General features: G+C 55.3%; 20 protein-coding genes. 10 read left to right on the top strand and 10 right to left on the bottom strand.

Annotation, left to right across the window (positions count from 1 at the left end):
* Positions 1-157: 157 nt before the first annotated feature.
* Positions 158-1,819 carry an alpha-keto acid decarboxylase family protein gene (locus tag ACMTNU_RS11395; protein WP_413935373.1) on the bottom strand — a complete coding sequence of 554 codons (1,662 nt, stop codon included), beginning with the start codon at positions 1,817-1,819 and terminating at the stop codon, positions 158-160.
* A 137-nt stretch (positions 1,820-1,956) separates the two neighbouring features.
* Here ACMTNU_RS11395 and ACMTNU_RS11400 point away from each other — a divergent pair, with 137 nt between their 5' ends.
* The 3 genes from ACMTNU_RS11400 (at position 1,957) to ACMTNU_RS11410 (ending at position 5,391) form a co-directional block, all read left to right on the top strand.
* A complete protein-coding gene (locus ACMTNU_RS11400) occupies positions 1,957-3,144 on the top strand; it encodes a class I SAM-dependent rRNA methyltransferase (protein ID WP_413935374.1) in 1,188 nt (395 codons plus the stop codon).
* Positions 3,145-3,513: 369 nt separating this feature from the next.
* Positions 3,514-4,236: a restriction endonuclease gene (locus tag ACMTNU_RS11405; RefSeq protein WP_413935375.1), complete on the top strand. Its 723-nt coding sequence runs from the start codon at positions 3,514-3,516 to the stop codon at positions 4,234-4,236.
* Positions 4,237-4,353: 117 nt separating this feature from the next.
* Complete coding sequence (locus ACMTNU_RS11410) at positions 4,354-5,391, top strand: hypothetical protein (RefSeq protein ID WP_413935376.1); 1,038 nt, start codon at positions 4,354-4,356, stop codon at positions 5,389-5,391.
* Positions 5,392-5,972: 581 nt separating this feature from the next.
* On the opposite strand, the gene ACMTNU_RS11415 is transcribed toward ACMTNU_RS11410, so the two are convergent.
* The 4 genes from ACMTNU_RS11415 to ACMTNU_RS11430 form a co-directional block, all read right to left on the bottom strand.
* On the bottom strand, positions 5,973-6,392 hold the full coding sequence (locus ACMTNU_RS11415) for a hypothetical protein (protein WP_413935377.1): 420 nt from the start codon (positions 6,390-6,392) through the stop codon (positions 5,973-5,975).
* A gap of 334 nt (positions 6,393-6,726) precedes the next feature.
* Positions 6,727-7,383 (bottom strand): hypothetical protein, encoded by a 657-nt coding sequence (locus tag ACMTNU_RS11420; RefSeq protein WP_413935378.1) that lies wholly within the window; start codon positions 7,381-7,383, stop codon positions 6,727-6,729.
* A 154-nt stretch (positions 7,384-7,537) separates the two neighbouring features.
* Positions 7,538-8,083 (bottom strand): YaeQ family protein, encoded by a 546-nt coding sequence (locus ACMTNU_RS11425; protein WP_413935379.1) that lies wholly within the window; start codon positions 8,081-8,083, stop codon positions 7,538-7,540.
* Between the two features lie 16 nt (positions 8,084-8,099).
* The gene (locus ACMTNU_RS11430; RefSeq protein WP_413935380.1) at positions 8,100-8,330 is read right to left on the bottom strand and encodes a VF530 family DNA-binding protein; all 231 of its coding nucleotides are present in this window, start codon (positions 8,328-8,330) and stop codon (positions 8,100-8,102) included.
* An 89-nt stretch (positions 8,331-8,419) separates the two neighbouring features.
* Between ACMTNU_RS11430 and smbP the strand changes: the two genes are divergently transcribed.
* The 4 genes from smbP to ACMTNU_RS11450 all read left to right on the top strand — a co-directional run bounded on the left by smbP (position 8,420) and on the right by ACMTNU_RS11450 (position 10,563).
* Positions 8,420-8,767, top strand: coding sequence for a small metal-binding protein SmbP (gene smbP / locus ACMTNU_RS11435; protein WP_413935381.1), 348 nt, complete (start codon positions 8,420-8,422; stop codon positions 8,765-8,767).
* A gap of 102 nt (positions 8,768-8,869) precedes the next feature.
* Positions 8,870-9,478, top strand: a complete 609-nt coding sequence (locus ACMTNU_RS11440) for a short chain dehydrogenase (RefSeq protein WP_413935382.1) — start codon at positions 8,870-8,872, stop codon at positions 9,476-9,478.
* A gap of 39 nt (positions 9,479-9,517) precedes the next feature.
* On the top strand, positions 9,518-10,306 hold the full coding sequence (locus ACMTNU_RS11445) for a UPF0149 family protein (RefSeq protein WP_413935384.1): 789 nt from the start codon (positions 9,518-9,520) through the stop codon (positions 10,304-10,306).
* Between the two features lie 32 nt (positions 10,307-10,338).
* The gene (locus ACMTNU_RS11450) at positions 10,339-10,563 is read left to right on the top strand and encodes a hypothetical protein (protein WP_413935385.1); all 225 of its coding nucleotides are present in this window, start codon (positions 10,339-10,341) and stop codon (positions 10,561-10,563) included.
* A 31-nt stretch (positions 10,564-10,594) separates the two neighbouring features.
* On the opposite strand, the gene ACMTNU_RS11455 is transcribed toward ACMTNU_RS11450, so the two are convergent.
* The 3 genes from ACMTNU_RS11455 to sthA form a co-directional block, all read right to left on the bottom strand.
* On the bottom strand, positions 10,595-11,623 hold the full coding sequence (locus tag ACMTNU_RS11455; protein WP_413935386.1) for a Tim44 domain-containing protein: 1,029 nt from the start codon (positions 11,621-11,623) through the stop codon (positions 10,595-10,597).
* Between the two features lie 107 nt (positions 11,624-11,730).
* Positions 11,731-12,213, bottom strand: coding sequence for an aminoacyl-tRNA deacylase (locus tag ACMTNU_RS11460; protein WP_413935387.1), 483 nt, complete (start codon positions 12,211-12,213; stop codon positions 11,731-11,733).
* Positions 12,214-12,480: 267 nt separating this feature from the next.
* On the bottom strand, positions 12,481-13,878 hold the full coding sequence (gene sthA, locus ACMTNU_RS11465; RefSeq protein ID WP_413935388.1) for a Si-specific NAD(P)(+) transhydrogenase: 1,398 nt from the start codon (positions 13,876-13,878) through the stop codon (positions 12,481-12,483).
* A 267-nt stretch (positions 13,879-14,145) separates the two neighbouring features.
* Here sthA and ACMTNU_RS11470 point away from each other — a divergent pair, with 267 nt between their 5' ends.
* The 3 genes from ACMTNU_RS11470 to ACMTNU_RS11480 all read left to right on the top strand — a co-directional run bounded on the left by ACMTNU_RS11470 (position 14,146) and on the right by ACMTNU_RS11480 (position 15,501).
* Entirely contained in the window at positions 14,146-14,712 is a 567-nt protein-coding gene (locus ACMTNU_RS11470; protein ID WP_413935389.1) for a heme-binding beta-barrel domain-containing protein, read from the top strand.
* A 106-nt stretch (positions 14,713-14,818) separates the two neighbouring features.
* The gene (locus tag ACMTNU_RS11475; protein ID WP_413935390.1) at positions 14,819-15,271 is read left to right on the top strand and encodes a hypothetical protein; all 453 of its coding nucleotides are present in this window, start codon (positions 14,819-14,821) and stop codon (positions 15,269-15,271) included.
* An 80-nt stretch (positions 15,272-15,351) separates the two neighbouring features.
* A complete protein-coding gene (locus ACMTNU_RS11480) occupies positions 15,352-15,501 on the top strand; it encodes a hypothetical protein (protein ID WP_413935391.1) in 150 nt (49 codons plus the stop codon).
* A 76-nt stretch (positions 15,502-15,577) separates the two neighbouring features.
* Here the strand turns inward: ACMTNU_RS11480 and ACMTNU_RS11485 are convergent, their stop codons facing one another.
* Both ACMTNU_RS11485 and ACMTNU_RS11490 read right to left on the bottom strand, forming a co-directional pair.
* On the bottom strand, positions 15,578-15,991 hold the full coding sequence (locus ACMTNU_RS11485; protein WP_413935392.1) for a hypothetical protein: 414 nt from the start codon (positions 15,989-15,991) through the stop codon (positions 15,578-15,580).
* A gap of 168 nt (positions 15,992-16,159) precedes the next feature.
* Entirely contained in the window at positions 16,160-18,040 is a 1,881-nt protein-coding gene (locus tag ACMTNU_RS11490) for a hypothetical protein (protein WP_413935393.1), read from the bottom strand.
* Between the last annotated feature and the right edge of the window lie 220 nt (positions 18,041-18,260).

Here is an 18,260-nt window from a genome sequence, read left to right on the forward strand (position 1 = left end):
CCTCATAAAGCAAATGAACAAATCTGCACGGGCCGTGCCACTACTGACTTTGGTGGAAGAGTGAGTCTGTGGGGACTTTCCGGAGAATCTGGGGGAGTGATGCTCTGTAAAAACTCTCAGGGGTGTAGGGGAAAGCAGACAGACTGGATGATTTCCCCTATGGCTTATCGGTGGACAGTTTCTTTCCCAGGCGCCGAGCCAGGCGGACCATGCCGGGAGAGCGGTCATTGGGGCTGAGCAGGATGTTGAGCACATATAGGTGATCTTGGTCGGCAAACGCAGCGGAGAGGTGTTGCTGGAACTCCCGCTGGGTACTCACGCGTACACCGTTCCCGCCTCCGATCAGATCGCAGATCTTGTCGTAGTGCCATTCATGCACGTCGTTAAAGGGGCCTTCCAAAATCTCTCGCTCCGTCGAATAGCCACGGTTATTCAAAAGGATCACAATCGGGGATTGCCTGTAGCGGACACAACTGGCTAGCTCCGTTCCGGTCATTTGGAAGGCGCCATCTCCCACGAGCACGATCGGTCGCAGGCTAGGGTCGGCGAACGAGGCGCCTAGTGCCGCCGGGACGGCGAACCCCATTGACGTGTAGTAGGCTGGTGACAGAAACTCGAACCGATGGCGAACATGCAGGTCAGCCGCAGCAAAGAGCGATTCCCCCACGTCCGCGATCACAACGGTCTTCTCGGTGAGTACAGTATCCAGATGCCGGAAGAGCCCTTCCAACGTCACTGGGGCATCCAGATCCGGCGCCGTTGGTACTGGTACGGTTCTGACTGGGAGTGTCCGTTGGGAGCGTGAAAAAGAAGGGAGTGGCGATCGCACCAGCCCTTGAACGAAATCCTGGAACTTGATGGAGTCATACCGATGGTGTTTGATGGCGACTCGATCAGCAGTCGCATGGATGGTTCGGCCTTCGGATAACAATGGGGATGTCGCATCCAGATCTTCTACGTCGGATAGAATGGATCCCAGGATCAGCAAGCAGTCGGAATCGTTAATAAACTGCTGGACATCTTCTCGAGCAATCAGCCCGCCATACACGCCGACATAGAGCGGATGGTCTTCGCGAATGATTGATTTCCCGAGCAGCGTTGAGGCGATAGGAATATTGAGTTGCTCAACGAGTCGGGTGAGATCATCCTGAAGCCCGAACCGACCGACTTCTGCCCCCACGAGCATGGCTGGGCGTTTGGCCGACGCCAACATGATCCGTACTTCACTGAGGGCTTCTTCCAACGCGGCGGGGTCGCTTGGTGTATCCTCAATACACATCGGTCTCATGCCGCCGGTGAGCGGACAGTGGACCATGTCTCTGGGAATCTCGATATAGATGGGGCGGCGGTAGCGCAGGAGGGCGGCAAAGGCCCGGTCCATTTCACGTTCGGCGGTCAAGGGATCGTCGAGCGTGACCGCAGCAACGGTCATTCGCTCAAAGACCTCTCGTTGCGTTCCGAAGTCGCGGACCATATGATGCAGATAGGGTGTGCGAGTTCGTTCAGACAGACCGGGCGAGCCGGTGAGGAGCACCACTGGCGACCGTTCAGCATAGGCGCAGGCAATGGCATTGACGGTGTTGAGACCGCCGACGCAATAGGTGACGCAGACCGCTCCGATCCCGTTGATGCGTGCATAGGCGTCTGCCGCAAACCCGGCGCAGTCTTCTCGCGTGGTTCCGACGTGTTTGATGGGCGAGGCTTCGATCAGTTGATACAACGAGAGCACATAGTCGCCGGGAATGCCGAAGATATGACGGACTCCGAGATGATGTAAGCGGTCTAAGACGGCTGATCCAATCGTTGGTTTGTGACCCATGAAATCGCTTTCTGTAGAGAGTTGAATACTTCAAGAAAACATACTGATGTCGGTTCGTCAAGAACTACCAGACGACACGCGATGTCTTATGATCACCCTGTATCCACCCACTTACCAGCTGAGGGGCAACAATAGCTATGGGAAACGTTACGACACCGACTGCTCACGTCCGACTCACGTCACTCCGCGTCCCGGAGGGGCGGCCTCTCTGGCTCTTTGCCGGGCATGTCGGACCGTTGGTCGGTCAGGCAGCCGCAGGGGACCTGGTTGATGTGCTGACCACCGACGGGAAGTTCTATGGACGTGGTCTCTATAATCCTGCTTCCAAAATCCGCGTCCGTCTTCTGACATTTGAGGATGAGCTCATCGACGAGGCCTTTTGGCGGGGGAGAGTTCAGCAGGCGATCCGGCTCCGGCAGCGAGTCGTCACGCAGTCTAATGCCTATCGACTGATTTATGCCGAGGGTGATCGACTGCCGGGATTGATCGTGGATCGGTACGATCAGCTGCTGGTCATGCAATGCTTATCGTTCGGCATGGATAGCCGGAAGGAACTCATCGCTGATGTGCTGATGAAGGAATTGAATGTAACAAGGGTCTATCTGAGGAACGAAGCCAAGAGTCGACAACTTGAAGGATTACCGCTTGAACGAGGATTTCTTCGAGGCAGTGGCCCGACTCAAGTCGAGATTCAGGAAGGGGCCCCCAAGTTTCTCGTCGATGTGGAGAAGGGTCAGAAGACCGGTTGGTTTTGCGATCAACGGGAGAATCGGTTGGCGGCGGCCAAGCTTGCGGCAGGAGCCGAAGTGTTGGAAGTCTTTTGTCATACTGGCGCCTTCGGGATCCATGCCGCGTTGGCAGGGGCCGTATCAGTAGAGGGGCTCGATGTCAGTCTAGACACACTGGCCATGGCTCGAACGCACGCCACGATGAACAAGGTCGAGGATCGCTGCACCTATCGCCAAGCCGATGCGTTCGAGGAGATGCGTAAGCTGGTGAAGGCTGGCCGAAAGTATGATCTGGTGATGCTGGATCCACCAGCCTTCGCGCGCAGCCAACAGGCCCTGGCCGGCGCCTTGACTGGGTATAAGGATGTCAATCTCCTGGGCTTAAAACTGCTGAAGCCGGAAGGGTTTCTCGTGACCAGTTCCTGCTCTCATCCCGTTTCTGACGCAGATCTCTGGAAGAGCATCCGCCTCGCGGCCCGCGACGCCAAACGCGACATCCGGTTAATCGAGCAGCGTGGTCACAGCGCCGACCACCCCATCCTCGCCAGCATGCCGGAGACGCGATATCTGAAGTGTTTCATCGTGCAGGTGTTGTAGCGGCTCACATCCCGTCGCGAGGGATCTTGGGCAGTTGCAAGGTGGGTTGGGCTCTATTATCCGTCAGTATCGTCGGTCTATCCCCGGGCAAGCTGATACCTTCTACTTGACAGAGCCTGAAGCTCAGTACAAGATTCTGCCGCGATAGACACGCACGTGTTGAGCAAGAGCGGCCGTGGAGCGAGGAGCCCGATCGCATAAGACGACAATCTGAAAACGGCATGGGCGCACAACGTGTCATGCCCCAATGGGAATAGGGTGGGCAATCGGTGTGCGTCAGCTGGTTTAGACAGAAGAGGACAGCGTGTCTTAACTGGATTATACAGGCCATCTAAACATTGTTAGGCATCGATAAGTCAGCGTTAGCAGATGCGAATTTTTGACCACGAACCTGGAGATTGGAAGGAGTTGCAGGACCAAGTCGCACAACTGTTCTCAGAACTTGATTGCGATGTCACAGTGGGCAAGCGGGTTAAGCTTGTGCGGGGAGAGAAGGAGATCGATGTCGCGATACGTGACCGTCAAACGGTCCCGCCCTCCGTGTATCTGTGCGAGTGCAAGTTTTGGAGTAAGCCGATACCCCAAGAGGTCATCCATGCTTTCAGAACAGTGCTTGCCGACTTCGGAGCGCACCGCGGGTTCATCATCTCTCGGGTGGGGTTTCAGTCTGGCGCTAAAGAGGCGGTGCAGAATACCAATCTCGATCTCCTTACTTTCGAGGAACTTCAGGTACTATTCTTCGATCGTTGGCGGATTGCGATGGGGAAGAGATATCGCCCACAGGCTGATCGCCTGTTCCCTTACTGGGACTACCCGGGGAAGATGTCGAAGATCAAATGGAACGAAGAACACGTTCAGCGCCAGCAGCTTCTGATCAAGGCATATCACCCAATTCTACACATAGGTCCTCTCTTCGAGATGGAGGGCTCAGTATGGGCCCTCCCAATTGCGCTCCCACGGCTCAATGAGAGTGGAAACACCGACGGAACAATTATTCTTACAACATACCGCCAGGTGTATGACTTCATTGAGAGCAGTAAGGACTTGGCGATGAAGCATTTTCAAGTGTTGTACGGCGAGATCGATGCCTAACCCCGCGTTCGAGCGGGGCACCCGGCAGCGTAGCTGCCGGGTGCCCTCGTCGCTTCCCTCCGCGGCACCTGCTCAACGCGATCGTTTGGCCTCATATTTGTCCGCGGGACTTCATGCATGAAGCTAAGGTATCTCGATATACACAACTGCCAAGCGTTAATGCCAAAACTCGATAATTTGGTCCAAATTATTCGCCTGTTCGATGGCTATCTCGGAAACGTCAACGAAGACCAAGAGGAACGGGGATTGATAGACCGACTTCTGGAGAGCAATCGTACCTCGCAGGGAAAGAATGCCTGGGAACGGTTGTACAGATATGACGCGGATATTGGATTCACGCTTGACCTGGCGGGCATGAAGATCGACTACGAGGTCAAGGCCTACTACAAATACCCAGAACTTGCTCGCCCTATCTCAGACCAACGCGTGGTTGGCCAATTCTGGCAAAGGTACGAAAACGGCACCAAGTGGGGATACAAAATGCCCTTGCAGTGCCTATTAAAGAACTGGGGCGACGCAAACGAAGGATATAAATGCTACCTGCACACTATTACGAGTGACGCTGCCGAGTTTTCCTACGCTGGTATCACAAAGAGAAACTGGCTTGAGAGGCTCGATGAGCATCTTTATGAAATGCGAACAGGGAGCAGAAAGTTATTCCACAAAGCGTGGCACGATAGCCTTTCTTTAAGCAACGTAGCCTATGGTTCAGAACTTCTTGACATCAATGCATCTTACGACGTTGCGATGAGTTGGGAGGAGTGGTTTGTAGACACATATACTCTTCGCCCGAATGGTCTGAACATGATTCCTGGGGGCCTGAAGGGCCTGGAGTTCCTTCACGAGCATCGTATTACTGACAGAGTGCAAATTTCTCTGGAAGAACGAGACCACGCTGTTGCCGAATATGTGAGGCGCAATCCTCGGAAAGGAATTCCGAATCCATTTATTTCCGAACTATGGAAAGATGATGACTTCTATTTGCGTGTGATGGCTGCACGAGAGAAAACTCTATCACCAGATCAGGTCAAGCAGATACGAACACTTGCCGCTCTCGGCTGGGACGAGGCGAAAATCACAGATGAGGTTGAAGTACTCAACGAACTTCAAGTTAGAAACGTGCTGAAGGGAAAGACATACAAACGTGTTCACTGATGAAGTCCAACGAATCGCTCCACCTGACTCGTGGCGCTGACACACCACTCACAGGTAACCTCAGCCGTTCGGGCGACGCGAAGCGAGGGTAAAATATGGGGCATGTCTTGTTTCTTGTATCTGTATAGGTAGAATCACGAGGAAAAGATAGGGGGTCGGGAATCTTTCATGCGTACCAGCGAATCGTTTCTGATCGAATGCCTAAGCCAACCTGTTCCCCTCTCTTCACTGATTGACTGAGGGAGTCTCCGTTTAGCCTGCTCGGAAGGCCCTTGGTAAGCCACCGTGGCTCAGTCTGCCAGGCCCATGCCGATCACAATGAGCACCGCATAATTCTGTTTCGCATGGCCCTCGACCAGAGGCCTCGCTCCTCTTGGCTCGACGGGAAACGCCGACTGCTTTGCCTTGGCGGGTTGGTTGCTTTGCGGTCAACTGAGAATAAAGAAAGATGCTCGACTGTTTACGGAGATGATGCTCTGACGACACGGCGCACCGCCGTGTCGTCAGCAATCTACCAGGTGTTGCGTTAGGAATGGCCTACACCGGCCAACCAACCGGAGCCATCTCGATCCTGCCCTTAATCATTTTCCCACTTTCAAGAGCCATCCGTCGCCGCGCTCACAGAGATTGGGGCCTTTCGCCGTAATAGCCACTCTGATGAAGGTGTCTTTGGCTGAGGCGGGGATCTTGCCGCTGACGAGAAACCCATCGAAGTGAGGCGTCACGGTGACCGGGACGTTTTCGTCCTTGATCATCACGGTAATGGTTTTGGGAAACGTCCCCTTGGATGCCACAAACGAAAATGCCGATTGCGGCGCGACTTCGGTATTGTTGTCTGCTTGTGAGTAAGGCTTCGGCATGAATGTGGAAAACGATACGACGCCGCAGCCACCCGAGCTGCTAGAGCCGGGAGGGGGGGAATCATAGCCGGCCCTGACCTCGCCGATGTTGCTAAAGGCACTGAGTATCATAACGATCACTAGGGTATATCGAACATTCATGATGACACCTCGCTGTTGATTGTTGAGAGTGGCCGGGATGGCGGAGCTCAATGATTATGACCTATTGTGTAATCCCTGAGGGACAAATAGCAAACCTCGGATGACTTGCAAAGACAGGGGTGGGTGGCTCGCTCGTTGTGAAGATCCTGCACGTGGCTGACGGAAGCATTGCGAGTCTGGCTGACTGTTTCCTTCGGACCAAGCCCTGACGGTGGCCAATCCGCTGGCGGATCAAGCTGTACCGGAGGATGTGACGAGTAGCTTGGGATGGATAGAATAAATCAGGAGTCTTGTATTGCAGTCGCCGCGCAAGTTGTGGATGCGCCACCGCAGTTCAGTTTTCCACGCCCACCCCGATCACAATGAGCACCGCGTAATCCTGTTTCGCGCAGCCCTCGACCGGAGGCATCGCTCCCCCTGGTGCAACAGGAAATGCCGTTTGTTTCGCGTTGGCCGGTGAGCACGAACTACCCGCCGTTGACGGGGTATAGCGTGCGGACCGGCAGGCGAGGTGGGTCACGTCGTAGAGCGTCGCGCCTCGATCGAGCTCCCAGCGCCTGTCGCCATGGCCATCGGCAGGATGAATTGTCAGTACGGCTGTCACTTTGCGGGCGCCTGTGACCACATATTTACCGGGAGGAAGCGGAACGGTCGGTTGCTCCATGATCAAGCCATGTTCCTCCAACCACCAGTCCGCTTCGTCAAACATCCAACGTGCTGGAGCGACGCCACCAGCACCTTTCAAGGAGTCATAGCGGTTCAGCTTCACACCCCGAGGGCCTGGGTCCACCGGCCACAAACCCCACAACTGTGCGCCGTTCCCAGAGGTCGATTTGGGATCACCCAACGCTGCGATGTACTGCGTCGAGATGCGCCTGAACTTCGCCTGGCCTCCGTCTGCGGCCTGGACCGCCTGAGCTGCGGCAGTGATTATTACCAGCAACACCGTCGCCAGGCAGACGCGATGGATGAGGCGCTCCCTGTTACTCATGCGCGCTGACACCTCTCTTTGTGGCACAGAGGTTTGCATCTCGACCTCTTCCAGGATTGGCATCATCATACCCCGTTCTATTCAGGCTGGGGCAGCAACAAGTAGATCACAGCTACCCTTTACCACCCCGGTTATCTGGATATCCAGAACGACATCAACCGCACCCTTTCAATCGTTGTAATTCTAATTGGAGGGTCTGCGTACCATCCGCGATCCAGATATGCCCGTCTTGGATTGTCCATTGTAAGTGCATGGAAGGTTTTGCCATATTTGCGAGGGTGCGGATGCCCTCCATCGGGATCAGCGTGACAGCGAGGTTCTTGAGGCGGTCGAGTGAGGCACGCTGGTTTTCCCACCAGGCTTCTGCACCGCGAGGTCCGTAGACATAGATGACGACCTGTTTGGAACGGCCGCATGCTTGACGAATGGTTTTTTCATCCGGCTGACCGATCTCGATCCAGAGATCAATGGCCCCAGTAGCATCCCGTTGCCATAGGGCCGGTTCATCCTCGGTGCCGACTCCACGGCCGAATGCCAAGACGTCGTCTGCATGGAGTGCAAACGCGAGCACTCGCATCATCAAGCGCTCTTCGGTCTCGGATGGATGTCGTGCCAGGGTCAGCGTATGGTCCTGAAAGTAGTGACGGTCTAGATCGGAGATCTGCAGGACGGCCTTATAGATGGTTGCGTTCGTTGCCATAGGGTCAAGGGGGAGTCTAGGGCAGGTCTCTGACAAACAGTTGCTCAACACGTGTGCGCGCCCAGGGGGTCTTGCGCAGGAATGTCAGACTGGACTTGATCGTTGGATGATGGCGGAAGCAGCGGATGGGTACGCGCCGACCCAGTTCGGCCCATCCGTGGCGTGCAACCAGGGTCGTGACAATAGTTTCCAAGGTGATTCCGTGCAACGGATCGCGGGGGTGAGAGGTGGAATGTGGAAGGTCCATTGATTGACAGGCTACAGAAATGTTGTGCTAAGGTAAACCCCAGATTGCAGACAGTGGTACTCGGCACAACACGCTTAACCAGGAGGGGCATGACGATGAAGAGTAAATTCTATCGCGGGGCATTCATTCTCGGTGCGCTTGGGATGTTGGTGAGTGTTCCGGTGCTCAACGCTCAGCCGTCTCCAGCCGGGAACGTGTTGGACTCCATTGCGCATGCGAAAGAGGCAGTGGAGCATGGCAAACAGGGGCATGCTGACGTACTGGCGACCCATGCGGAAAAGTCACGGAATCATGCCGAGCGGGGAGGGAAAAATCCGCATTTGGGCGAAGGGATCAAGCATCTGACGGAAGCCATCGAGCATGGCAAGGCGGGCCATGCCGACGTTGCCACGCAACATGCCGAAGAGGCGCTCACGCATTTGAGCGAAGCAAAGTAAGCATTCAGACCCTCAATTGCGGTGATCTCGTATGAACGGGCAGGGGAAAAGTCTCCTGCCCGTTTCTGTTTGGAGAGAGGGGCACTGGAAGGAGAATACGCTATGCGTGTGATTGTAGTTGGTGGAACGGGGACGATTGGATCAGCTGTGGTGAAGATGCTTTCGGAGCGGCATGAGGTCGTCGTGGCTGGGCGGAAGTCAGGAGCCGTAACTGTCGACCTGGCCGCGCCAGATTCGATCCGTGCGATGTTTCAGACAGTGGGAAAATTCGATGCGGTGGTCAGTGCGGCCGGACAGGCAAAGTTTGGAAGTCTCGATGATTTGACTGATGCAGACTATCTCTTCAGTTTCTCGAACAAGCTGATGGGACAAGCCAATCTCGTGCGGATCGGTCGGCAGTTCATTGCCGATGGTGGGTCATTGACGCTCACAACCGGAGTGCTCGGTCAGGAACCGATCAAGGGCAGCGCTTCCATCAGTATGGTGAATGCCGGGCTTGAAGGTTTTGTCCGGGCGGCTGCTCTTGAATTGCCACGTGGGATCCGAGTTAATGTGGTGAGTCCACCTTGGGTGACGGAAACCCTTGTCGCGCGCAAGATGGACCCCGCGACTGGCATGCCGGCTGCCGTAGTGGCGAAGGCCTATCTTGCCAGTGTCGAAGGGACCATGACGGGACAGACGATCGATCCACGGAGGCTTACAGGTACATGACTCCGGTCACTTCGTCAAGATGAAGAGGGATTGCAATGCATGAGCTCAATCTGCAAGACTGCTCATGCGATGGTGCCTGTTGTCCCACCATTCACGATTGACCAGGCAATTCTCCTCACGCGCTTCTTGTCTGCACCACAACGACCTGAAGACACCTTGACCTATCCCCAATTGGCCGGCTTCTTGTTCGGCCTCGCGAACGGGCCGGAGTTGATCCAGCCGTCAGAATGGATTCCCCTTGTCTTCAACGATCAAGATGCGGGGTACGAGACGGACGATGAAGCGAACCAGGTACTCCAGGCCATGATGGCACTCTACAACGACAGTGTTAGGGAGCGGCCAGGAGGCGCGGTATCCCTTCCACCGGGGTGTGAGGTACGACCTGATCTCATGGAGAATCTGACGATCGATTCGCCGTTGAGTCAATGGGCACAGGGATTTGGCATGGGCTATGAGTATCTGTCTGAGGTGTGGGATGCGTATACACCGGATGAATTTGATGAGGAGATCGGCGCGTTGTTGATGACACTCACATTTTTTAGCTCACCAGCACTTGCCGACGCCTACTATCAGGAGGGAAACAAGAAGGGGACCTTTGATCAGCTTGCCGAGTCGGTGATGGAGATCTTCCCCGAGGCCATGCGTGAGTATGCGCATCTGGGACGGTCGATCTATCGCGTACGACTCGAATCGGGCGACATCGACACGAACTCCTCACTCCCTATCAAAATTGGGCGCAATGATCCCTGTTTCTGCGGGAGCGGGAAGAAGTTTAAAAAGTGCTGTGATCTCACGAAGGGCACAGGGCAGGCGCCGGTCTTCCACTGACAGAGGTAAGCGGTTATATCTACATTTTCACTATGTCGTATCGATCTGACCCCTCTGCCGATTTATTTTCAGCCGACTCCCGCCGCACGTTTTATGAAGCCCATCCTTCGATAGCCTTGTTTATGCTCTTGGTCGTGTTGGCTGCACCGTTTGCAGGACTCTATGTGGCGGGGCTGCTGGGTGTGGTGGTCGGTGTGTTGGTCTCGGCCGCAGCCTACGTCCTGACGCCTTGTTTCTGGAAGTGGATCGGCGGCTGACTCGGCTGAGCCAGCCGCCTCCTTGCATCGATTATTGCTGCTGGATGGCTGACAAAAGCCACTGGCCATTCTGCACACGCATGAAGGTCCAGACTTCGATGGATTCGGTTGCGGTGTCTTCACTGCCTTCAACCAGATAGCCGGGTTCTCCACGTGGGATGGTTGTGGAGACGGTATAGTCACGGGCATTCCAGCGAAGATCGACGGTGGCGTAGTCGGTACCATCTTCAGCCCAGGATTCGCGTACGTCTCCCTTCAGCAACACCACGTCTTCCACGTGATTCTGTATGCCGCGACTGCTGTCTTCGGCCAACGCGGTGCTGAAATAGCTCAACATTTCTGGTGTCACACACCGTCGCAATGCCGCGACGTCTTGTGTGCTCCATGCGGATTGAATCTCCGTCAGTAATTGCTGGAAAGCCGCTTTATCCTCGGATGTGACAGTGTAGGTCTCAGTGTCGACATCGTCGGTGGAGCGGTTGGCCGATACGTCGAGGAGGCTTCCTCTGGTAGAGGTGCTGCGTGAGAGCCCGGTGAATACCGGTGCAGGAGTCTGCTTAGACTTTCTGAAAAAGTAGAAGGCGCCTGCTCCGATTGCCATCAGGAGGAGAATGAGCCCAAAGGAGTTCCCCGATGCGGATGCCGGTGCCGATCCAGATCCCGATTCCGTGTCCGTGGTTTTAGCGTTGCTCTCTGTCGCGCCAAAGAGCATATGGCCGAGCCATGTTCCGGCTAAACCACCGGCGATCCCGGCAAGCAAGGGATTGCGTTGAAACCAGGAAGGAGACGTGGCCGGGGTCGGTTGAGCCGTCGGGCTGTTCGTGGTCTGAGGTGGTGGTGTCGTTGAAGGTCTGGAGGTCGTGGATTGTTCAATGGGCTTGGCACCGTTCTCTTGATGGGTTCGTGATCCACGGCTTCCGAATCCCATTGATGAATTTCCGCCACGAGACCCGCTTGAATATCCTCCACCACCTCCTCGCGCTTTGGCAAATGACAGGGTGGGTAGGCCGATAAGCGAGGCGATGATGCAGGCTGCTATAAGCTTTGAACTGTTTTGCATAGATGTCCTTTCACAAGAGGGTGACACTCTCAGGCACGATCCTATCCTACCAGTTTTAGGGGAAGAAAACCGAATATTTGGGCTGTGACTCGGCGGATCTCCAGATGTCAACAGCTTGCTGTGGACGGCCGGTTAAATTCGGCGATTGTGGGAAATACGAGCGCTGCAAAATCCCAATAACGCATCCGGATCGCTTCTGAGTGAGTCCCTGCCTCAAAGAGAATCTCCTCGTCCCCGATGAGCGAGCGGTCAACGTAGACCGGAAGGCCGTAGAGGGTGCCGAGCGGCGGCATCGCGCCGACTTCGCAGTCTGGGAAGAGCTGTGCCAATTCTTCCTCGGTCGCAAGTCGGACGCGGTGGGTGCCGAACATTCCTCGCAGGCGTTGGAAATCGAGCTTTGTCGTGGCCGGCAGAACCATGGTGATGAATCGCTCTTTGACCTTTACGATAACCACCTTGGCCATGGACTGTTCCGGGAGATGGAGGCTTTCGGCAACTGCACGCGCGCGATTTGTGTGAGAGTGAGCCAAGATATCGTAATGGACATGTTCGTGATCAAGACGTGACTTCAGGGTGCGTGGAATAGGCATGGCCAGACCTCCTGTGGTGGGCGTTTCCAGCTGGAAATCGCTGGTGGGAATTCAGTGAAGAAACTTCTGGAAGATGCAGAGCTGATCGTCGGGATCATCTTCATGACTACGACTCCACGTAGCTCATGACGACCGGCAGGTATACGGTGAGTATATTCCTTTTAACGGTTTTAGCAAATCTGCTGTTGGCCAATTGACCCGAGCTCTCCCAGCGCGTGGGCACTCCAGGTGAGAAGAGGCCCTGTTTGGCAGCCTGATGCGAGTGTCCTACGAGTGGGGATGGAGCAGCCGGTTTAACCCATCGAGGGCTGCGGTACGATAGCACTCGGCCATCGTGGGATAATTGAAGACGTTATGGACGAAGTACTCGACGGTTCCCCCATAGGTAAGGACCGATTGGCCGATGTGAATCAGCTCCGTCGCTCCGGCTCCAATGATGTGGACACCCAGCAACGCGTGCGTCTCGCGGTGAAAGATCACCTTTAAGAGACCATGGAGGTCGCCGCTGATGTGCCCCCGTGCCATTTCTCGAAAGAAGGCTCTCCCGGTGGCGTACGGGATGTTCGCGGCGGTGAGCTCCTCCTCATGAAGGCCCACCATCGAGACTTCAGGAATACTGTAAATGCCATACGGAATCACGTTCGGTTTATGCGTGTCGGGTAACTGAAACGCATGGCAGGCCGCGAGTCGTCCCTGCTCCATGGCGGTTGCGGCAAGCGCGGGAAACCCGATGACATCGCCGGTCGCGTAAATGTGAAGGAGATCTGTTTGGTAGTGGGCGTTCACGGAGAGCTGTCCCTGCTGGTCCGTCGTGAGGCCGATTGCTCCCAGATTCAGCGCTTCGATATTACCGACTCGTCCCATCGTGTAGAGTAACATGTCAGCGGTGACGGCCTCTCCATGTTGAAAATGGACTGTCGGGCGAGCCGTGCGGTCGACGGATATGTCCAGGTATTCCTGCCCGAGTCGCATCGTGACCCCATTCTGCTGCATTTGAGCCTCAAGGGCCTGTGCGATTTCCAGGTCCAAGAACCGCAACATCTGTGTCCGCCGATCGATCAGGGTGACGTTGATTCCGAACGCAGCCAACATTGAGGCGTACTCAGTACCGATGACGCCTCCTCCGATCACGATAATGCTGGTCGGATTCATGGTGGTACGGAGGAAGGAGTCAGAGTCGCAAATAATCAGATCGTCAAACGGAATTTCTGAGGGACGGCGTGGTCGTGAGCCTGTGGCCAGTATGATGGTTGAGGCCCGGACCTGATCGATCTGCCCATCCGATCGCGTCACGCTGAGAGTATGCGGGTCAAGAAAAGCGGCAGTGCCTGGAATGATGTCAATATGATTGCGTTGCAGTTGATGAGTGATCACACCGACTTCGGTCTCGATGACTTGATCTTTGCGGGTCATCAGGTCTGGCAGGGTCAGTTGTCTGGTGAGTGCTGCGCCCAACTGGGCCAATCCTCGCCGACGCAAGCCATGGACGTACTCAATGGTATCTTTGAGGGTTTTGCTGGGTAATGTGCCGGTATTGAGCGAGGCGCCTCCAAGTTGCCGGGCCCTCTCAATGATGGCCACGCGCTTGGACAGTTTCGCCGCTTGGACGGCTGCTTTTTGGCCGGCGGGTCCACTGCCGACGACCACCAGGTCATAGGCACGCATAGAGGGGCACCTACATCGGGTCCACGAGTGTGTTGCAGGTACGATATCGTGGAGGTGTCTTCTCGCCAAGAAAATAGACGATGTGCGAATCCGATCCTTGAGCGACTGTGACGCAAGGGTGAATTCAGAGGCGGCTTCATTCCATGCTGCTGATTTGTACCGGTTGTGATGAACCTCTTACAATGGTGCCGAGAGTTTCGTATTCGTTCGACGGCTGCGTCTTTGTGCAATGCTTTGTTCAGGACCAGTATCCGGCAGGAGGAGCGCATGGAAGCAGATGGGGTGAGACAGCTTGGGCCATTGGCGGTCTTAGCGGGTGTCTGGGAGGGAGACAAGGGTGCTGATGAAGCGCCATCCGATGATCGTGGGACAGAGCAGAATCGGTTTCGCGAGCGGGTCACATTTGCTCCAATCGGCGTAGTGCGTAATCATGAACAGGAATTGTATGGCTTGCGCTATGCGACGGTTGCGCATCGCCTCGGAGAGGCGGACCCGTTTCATGAAGAGGTCGGGTATTGGCTGTGGGATCCCGGTGAGCGACAGGTGCTACGCTGTTTTATTGTGCCACGCGGGGTGGCCGTGCTGGCTGGCGGGACGGTGGAGCCGACCGCCACGGCCTTTACGCTGGTGGCGGAAGGCGGGTCGGAGACCTATGGGATCTGTTCGAATCGGTTTCTCACCAGGGAGTTCAAGACGGTGCGCTATGAACTGACGGTGACGATTTTTGATCGGAATCGATTTCACTATAAGGAGGATACGCAACTCCGTATGCCGGGTCGGAAGGATCTGTTTCATCATACGGATGAGAATACGCTCACGCGTGTCTCGACGTAATGTACTGGCCGCGTGGTTGAAATGACCATGATGACTCAATCAATGCCATTGCTGGGTGACTTGACGACCGCTTGAATCGAGATCCGGCAAATTGTATGGTGGAATCATGCTGCTGGTTCGTGTGATCAAAGGGTCTTCCGGAGTGAGCGTCATGGTCCTATTGAGTCTGTGGGCTGCACTGTCCTATGCAGGCACAACGAAAGACGGATCTGCTCCGAGAGGACCGGCGCACCTTGGTATAGCGGGACCATCTGTTCTTGCAACGACAGGAGAGGTGGAATTGAAGCAGGCACCATCCGTTTCACCGGCGGGGGAGAGCGGCATGGCCTTGCGGACAACCCCAGCCGTCTCGACACAGATTTCGGTGAGTGGTCTGACGCTGGTTCCCTATGTTGCGGCAGGGTTTGGCGGTGGCTATGTTACGGAGCGTGATCGCGTCCTCCATACGGCACCGTCGGCTTCATTCCTTTCCAGCCAGCCCCCCGCAGGCTTGAGAAGCCTGTTAGGACCGCACCTCATCCCAAACGAAGTCCATCTCGGCATTCGTGTTCCCTTTTGACCTATCTCCGAGCTGACGACTCTCCGTCTGCAAGGTACCTCCGAAGTTCTGACATGTCTCAGGGAGAAGAAAGGTGTTCCATGAAGCAGGGGTATCGCCTCGTACTGGTCGATAAGGACGGCGTGCTCGTCAGTGAATTTCAATTGACGGAGAATGCCCTCAATCAGCCGGTGGCTTTTGTGGCGAAGTTGCGGGAAGTGATTGAGTCTGTTGAAGAGCAGGAACCGTAACGCTGTTCTTGGCTGGCGAGAACCGGAGCAAGGTGGGCAGGAGAACAACCTGCCCACTGCCCTCAGTTAGATCAGATTACTTCGCAACTTTTAAGAGCCACCCATCCGCACGCTGACAAAGCGTCAGCCCTTCAGCGAAGATGTCGACCCGGACGTAGGATCCTGTTGCGCTGGCAGGCAGTTTGCCTTTGACCAGATATCCATTTCCTTGCGGTGTAATGGTAACCGGGACCTTCTCGTCCTTGACGGTGACCTTCAGGCTATCAATACGGGTTGCCTTCGACGCCAAGAACGAGAAGTCTGACTTTGGCGCTGCCTCATTGCCCTTCTCATAGGAGTATGGGGGTGGTGTAAAAGCGGAAAAGATCACGTCGGCACAGGAGCCCTCTGCGGTGCCGATATTCGGACTCGCATCGTAGGCCCAGAGGTGGTTCGTTACGCCCCAGATACTGACTGCCACAACAAGCTGTACAAGATTACGCAGCCTCACGGTTATGCCTCTCTATAGAATGTGGATGATTAGGCCAATACTGAGAAAGCGCCGGTATTTTCTACGTCTGAAAGAGAAAAAACAACCCCTTTCTGTCTACTTGGTCAGTAGATTCCGTGGGCATGGGGACGTGTCCCCCATGTTCCGAGATGGTGTGGATGGTGAGGCTTACCGGTCCTGGAAAAAACTCCCGGGTCCATGGGAGAAGACCATGCTGTTTCCTGGGCGGAAATCTGGGACTCCTGACAGGAGACTGTATTGGTCCTCACCAGTGAGATCGATGAAACCGGCAAGGCTCCGTTCCGAGGTCTCACCAAACCCTGACTGGACTCTATAGATGTCGCGCCCGCCTTCGTCCAGAAAGACGGCCCAGCCGGTGTGGTCGGCCTTCCCAAGACCGGTTGTGCGATCGAATGCATAGCTGTCCTGACCGGTTCCTGCATCAATGGTTAAGCTGATACTGTGGTCCCACGCCACTCCACCATTATAGTATGGGCCTTTTGATCCATAGTGATCGTTCCCCCGGCGGTCGATAAAGAGTGCCACACCATGGTGGGCGGAGGCGCCATGGCCATAGCGGGCAGCCTGGTAGTCATCTTCACCGTCGAGATCAAGCAAGACTCCTGCACTAAAAAAATATCCCATTCCCTGTGAGAAGTTTGCGCTTTGATATCGATCACGCCCTTTTAGATCGAGCAACAGACCCATGCCACCGGCTAAGCTTTGGTCGATCCATTGAGGTTGTGTCGTCAGGACGCGCGAACCGGCGCCGGCACCGAGGCCGAAGCAGTCGTATTGAAACTCCGGATCGCCTGGTTTCGACTCTAACGCCTCATGGGCGTTGTAGGCGCTGGGAATGACCTCACCGCATTGGTACTGATCATCTCCGTCCGTATCAATGCTGGCGCCGAGTCCAAGAGGTCCCCCAAACCCGAGGGCAAATCCATGGCTACTATAACGATCATTGCCGGCTGTATCGATCAAGAGCCCCAGCCCTCCAATCGCAGCGCCCTGCGTCAATCGGTTACCATGGTACTGATCATGTCCTTGGGTATCGACCAAGATGCCTAGCCCTCCCAAGCCCACTCCACCTGATCCTGGAGAGAGTTCATAGTTGTCGTCTCCGGATCGGTCGAAGAGAAGTCCGACACCGAGTCGGCCTGTGGCTAATCCCACTGGGGCTCCAGTGTAACGGTCATTGCCGGCCAGATCGATCACGACGGCATTTCCATACCGGACGTCGTACGATGCACCGATGAGACCGTGATACGAATCGTCCCCGCCAAGATCAAGAATAAGGGCCACGGGCCCTTCCAATGCATAGCTGTTCGGACCTGGGCCTCCAATGATGACGAGCCCTTCCGATGTATGGACGACAAATCTGACTTCGCCGGTAATACCAGGAGGAATCTGTGCTGGAGAGACGGGATCCGGGAATGTCTCGTATAGCTCTTCTAACCACTGCGTAGTGGTCAACTGTGCCAGGACTTGGCCTGCAGCAAGGAGATGATCGTATTTCACACGTTTTTGCAAGAGCTCCGCAAACCTGGTGTTCGCGAGGATCTGAGACATCGTGACGTCAGAGAGTATGGAGATTTGAGGTGTATAGGATTCCGCCAGTGTTCGTCCGTGCTCGAAGAGGAAGGTCCGTTCCTGGTCGGAAAGATCTGCCAATGCATGTTCTCGATGGAGCGCGGCTTGATGAAGCACCTCACGGATGAACGCTATCGTGTTGCTGCGATGTGAACCAGTCGGGATGAGAACTGTCGTCAACGGCGCAGAGGACCGATTCATACTGGTCTCGAGTCTATTCAGGAGTGTTGGAAGATCCAGGGGACTGGCTGCTGCCGATTCCATGGCGAGGAGTCCATAACGTTCAAGATTCCTCAGGCCTTCCCAGGGGTTTTTTAACGTGTCAGTGACCGCTCGTGGCTTGTATCTGGCTGGTCGTGTCCCGACCGTTTGGTGGGAGGCGGTAATCGTGTTGTGAGCCTCACGAGATGTAGAGTTGAAAAGGCTCTCGACAACCGGGCTAACCCGATCGATCACCAGTTCCCTCACGGCGAGTGAGGACGTGGGCAACGGATGGAGTGGAGAGGGGACGTGATGGTTGCCGCATCCGACAATTGGTACAAGGAGGATGAGTAAAAAACCTTCACGCAGCAGCATCCTCCGTGATGGATCGCGAGTAATTGTGGTCAGCGCTGTCACAACCGAAGTGTATCAATAGAGATAGAATAGGAACAGTTTGTTTCACGAAATAGGTGGG

The organism is Nitrospira sp. BLG_1, from assembly GCF_047338595.1.
Classification (GTDB): domain Bacteria; phylum Nitrospirota; class Nitrospiria; order Nitrospirales; family Nitrospiraceae; genus Nitrospira_D.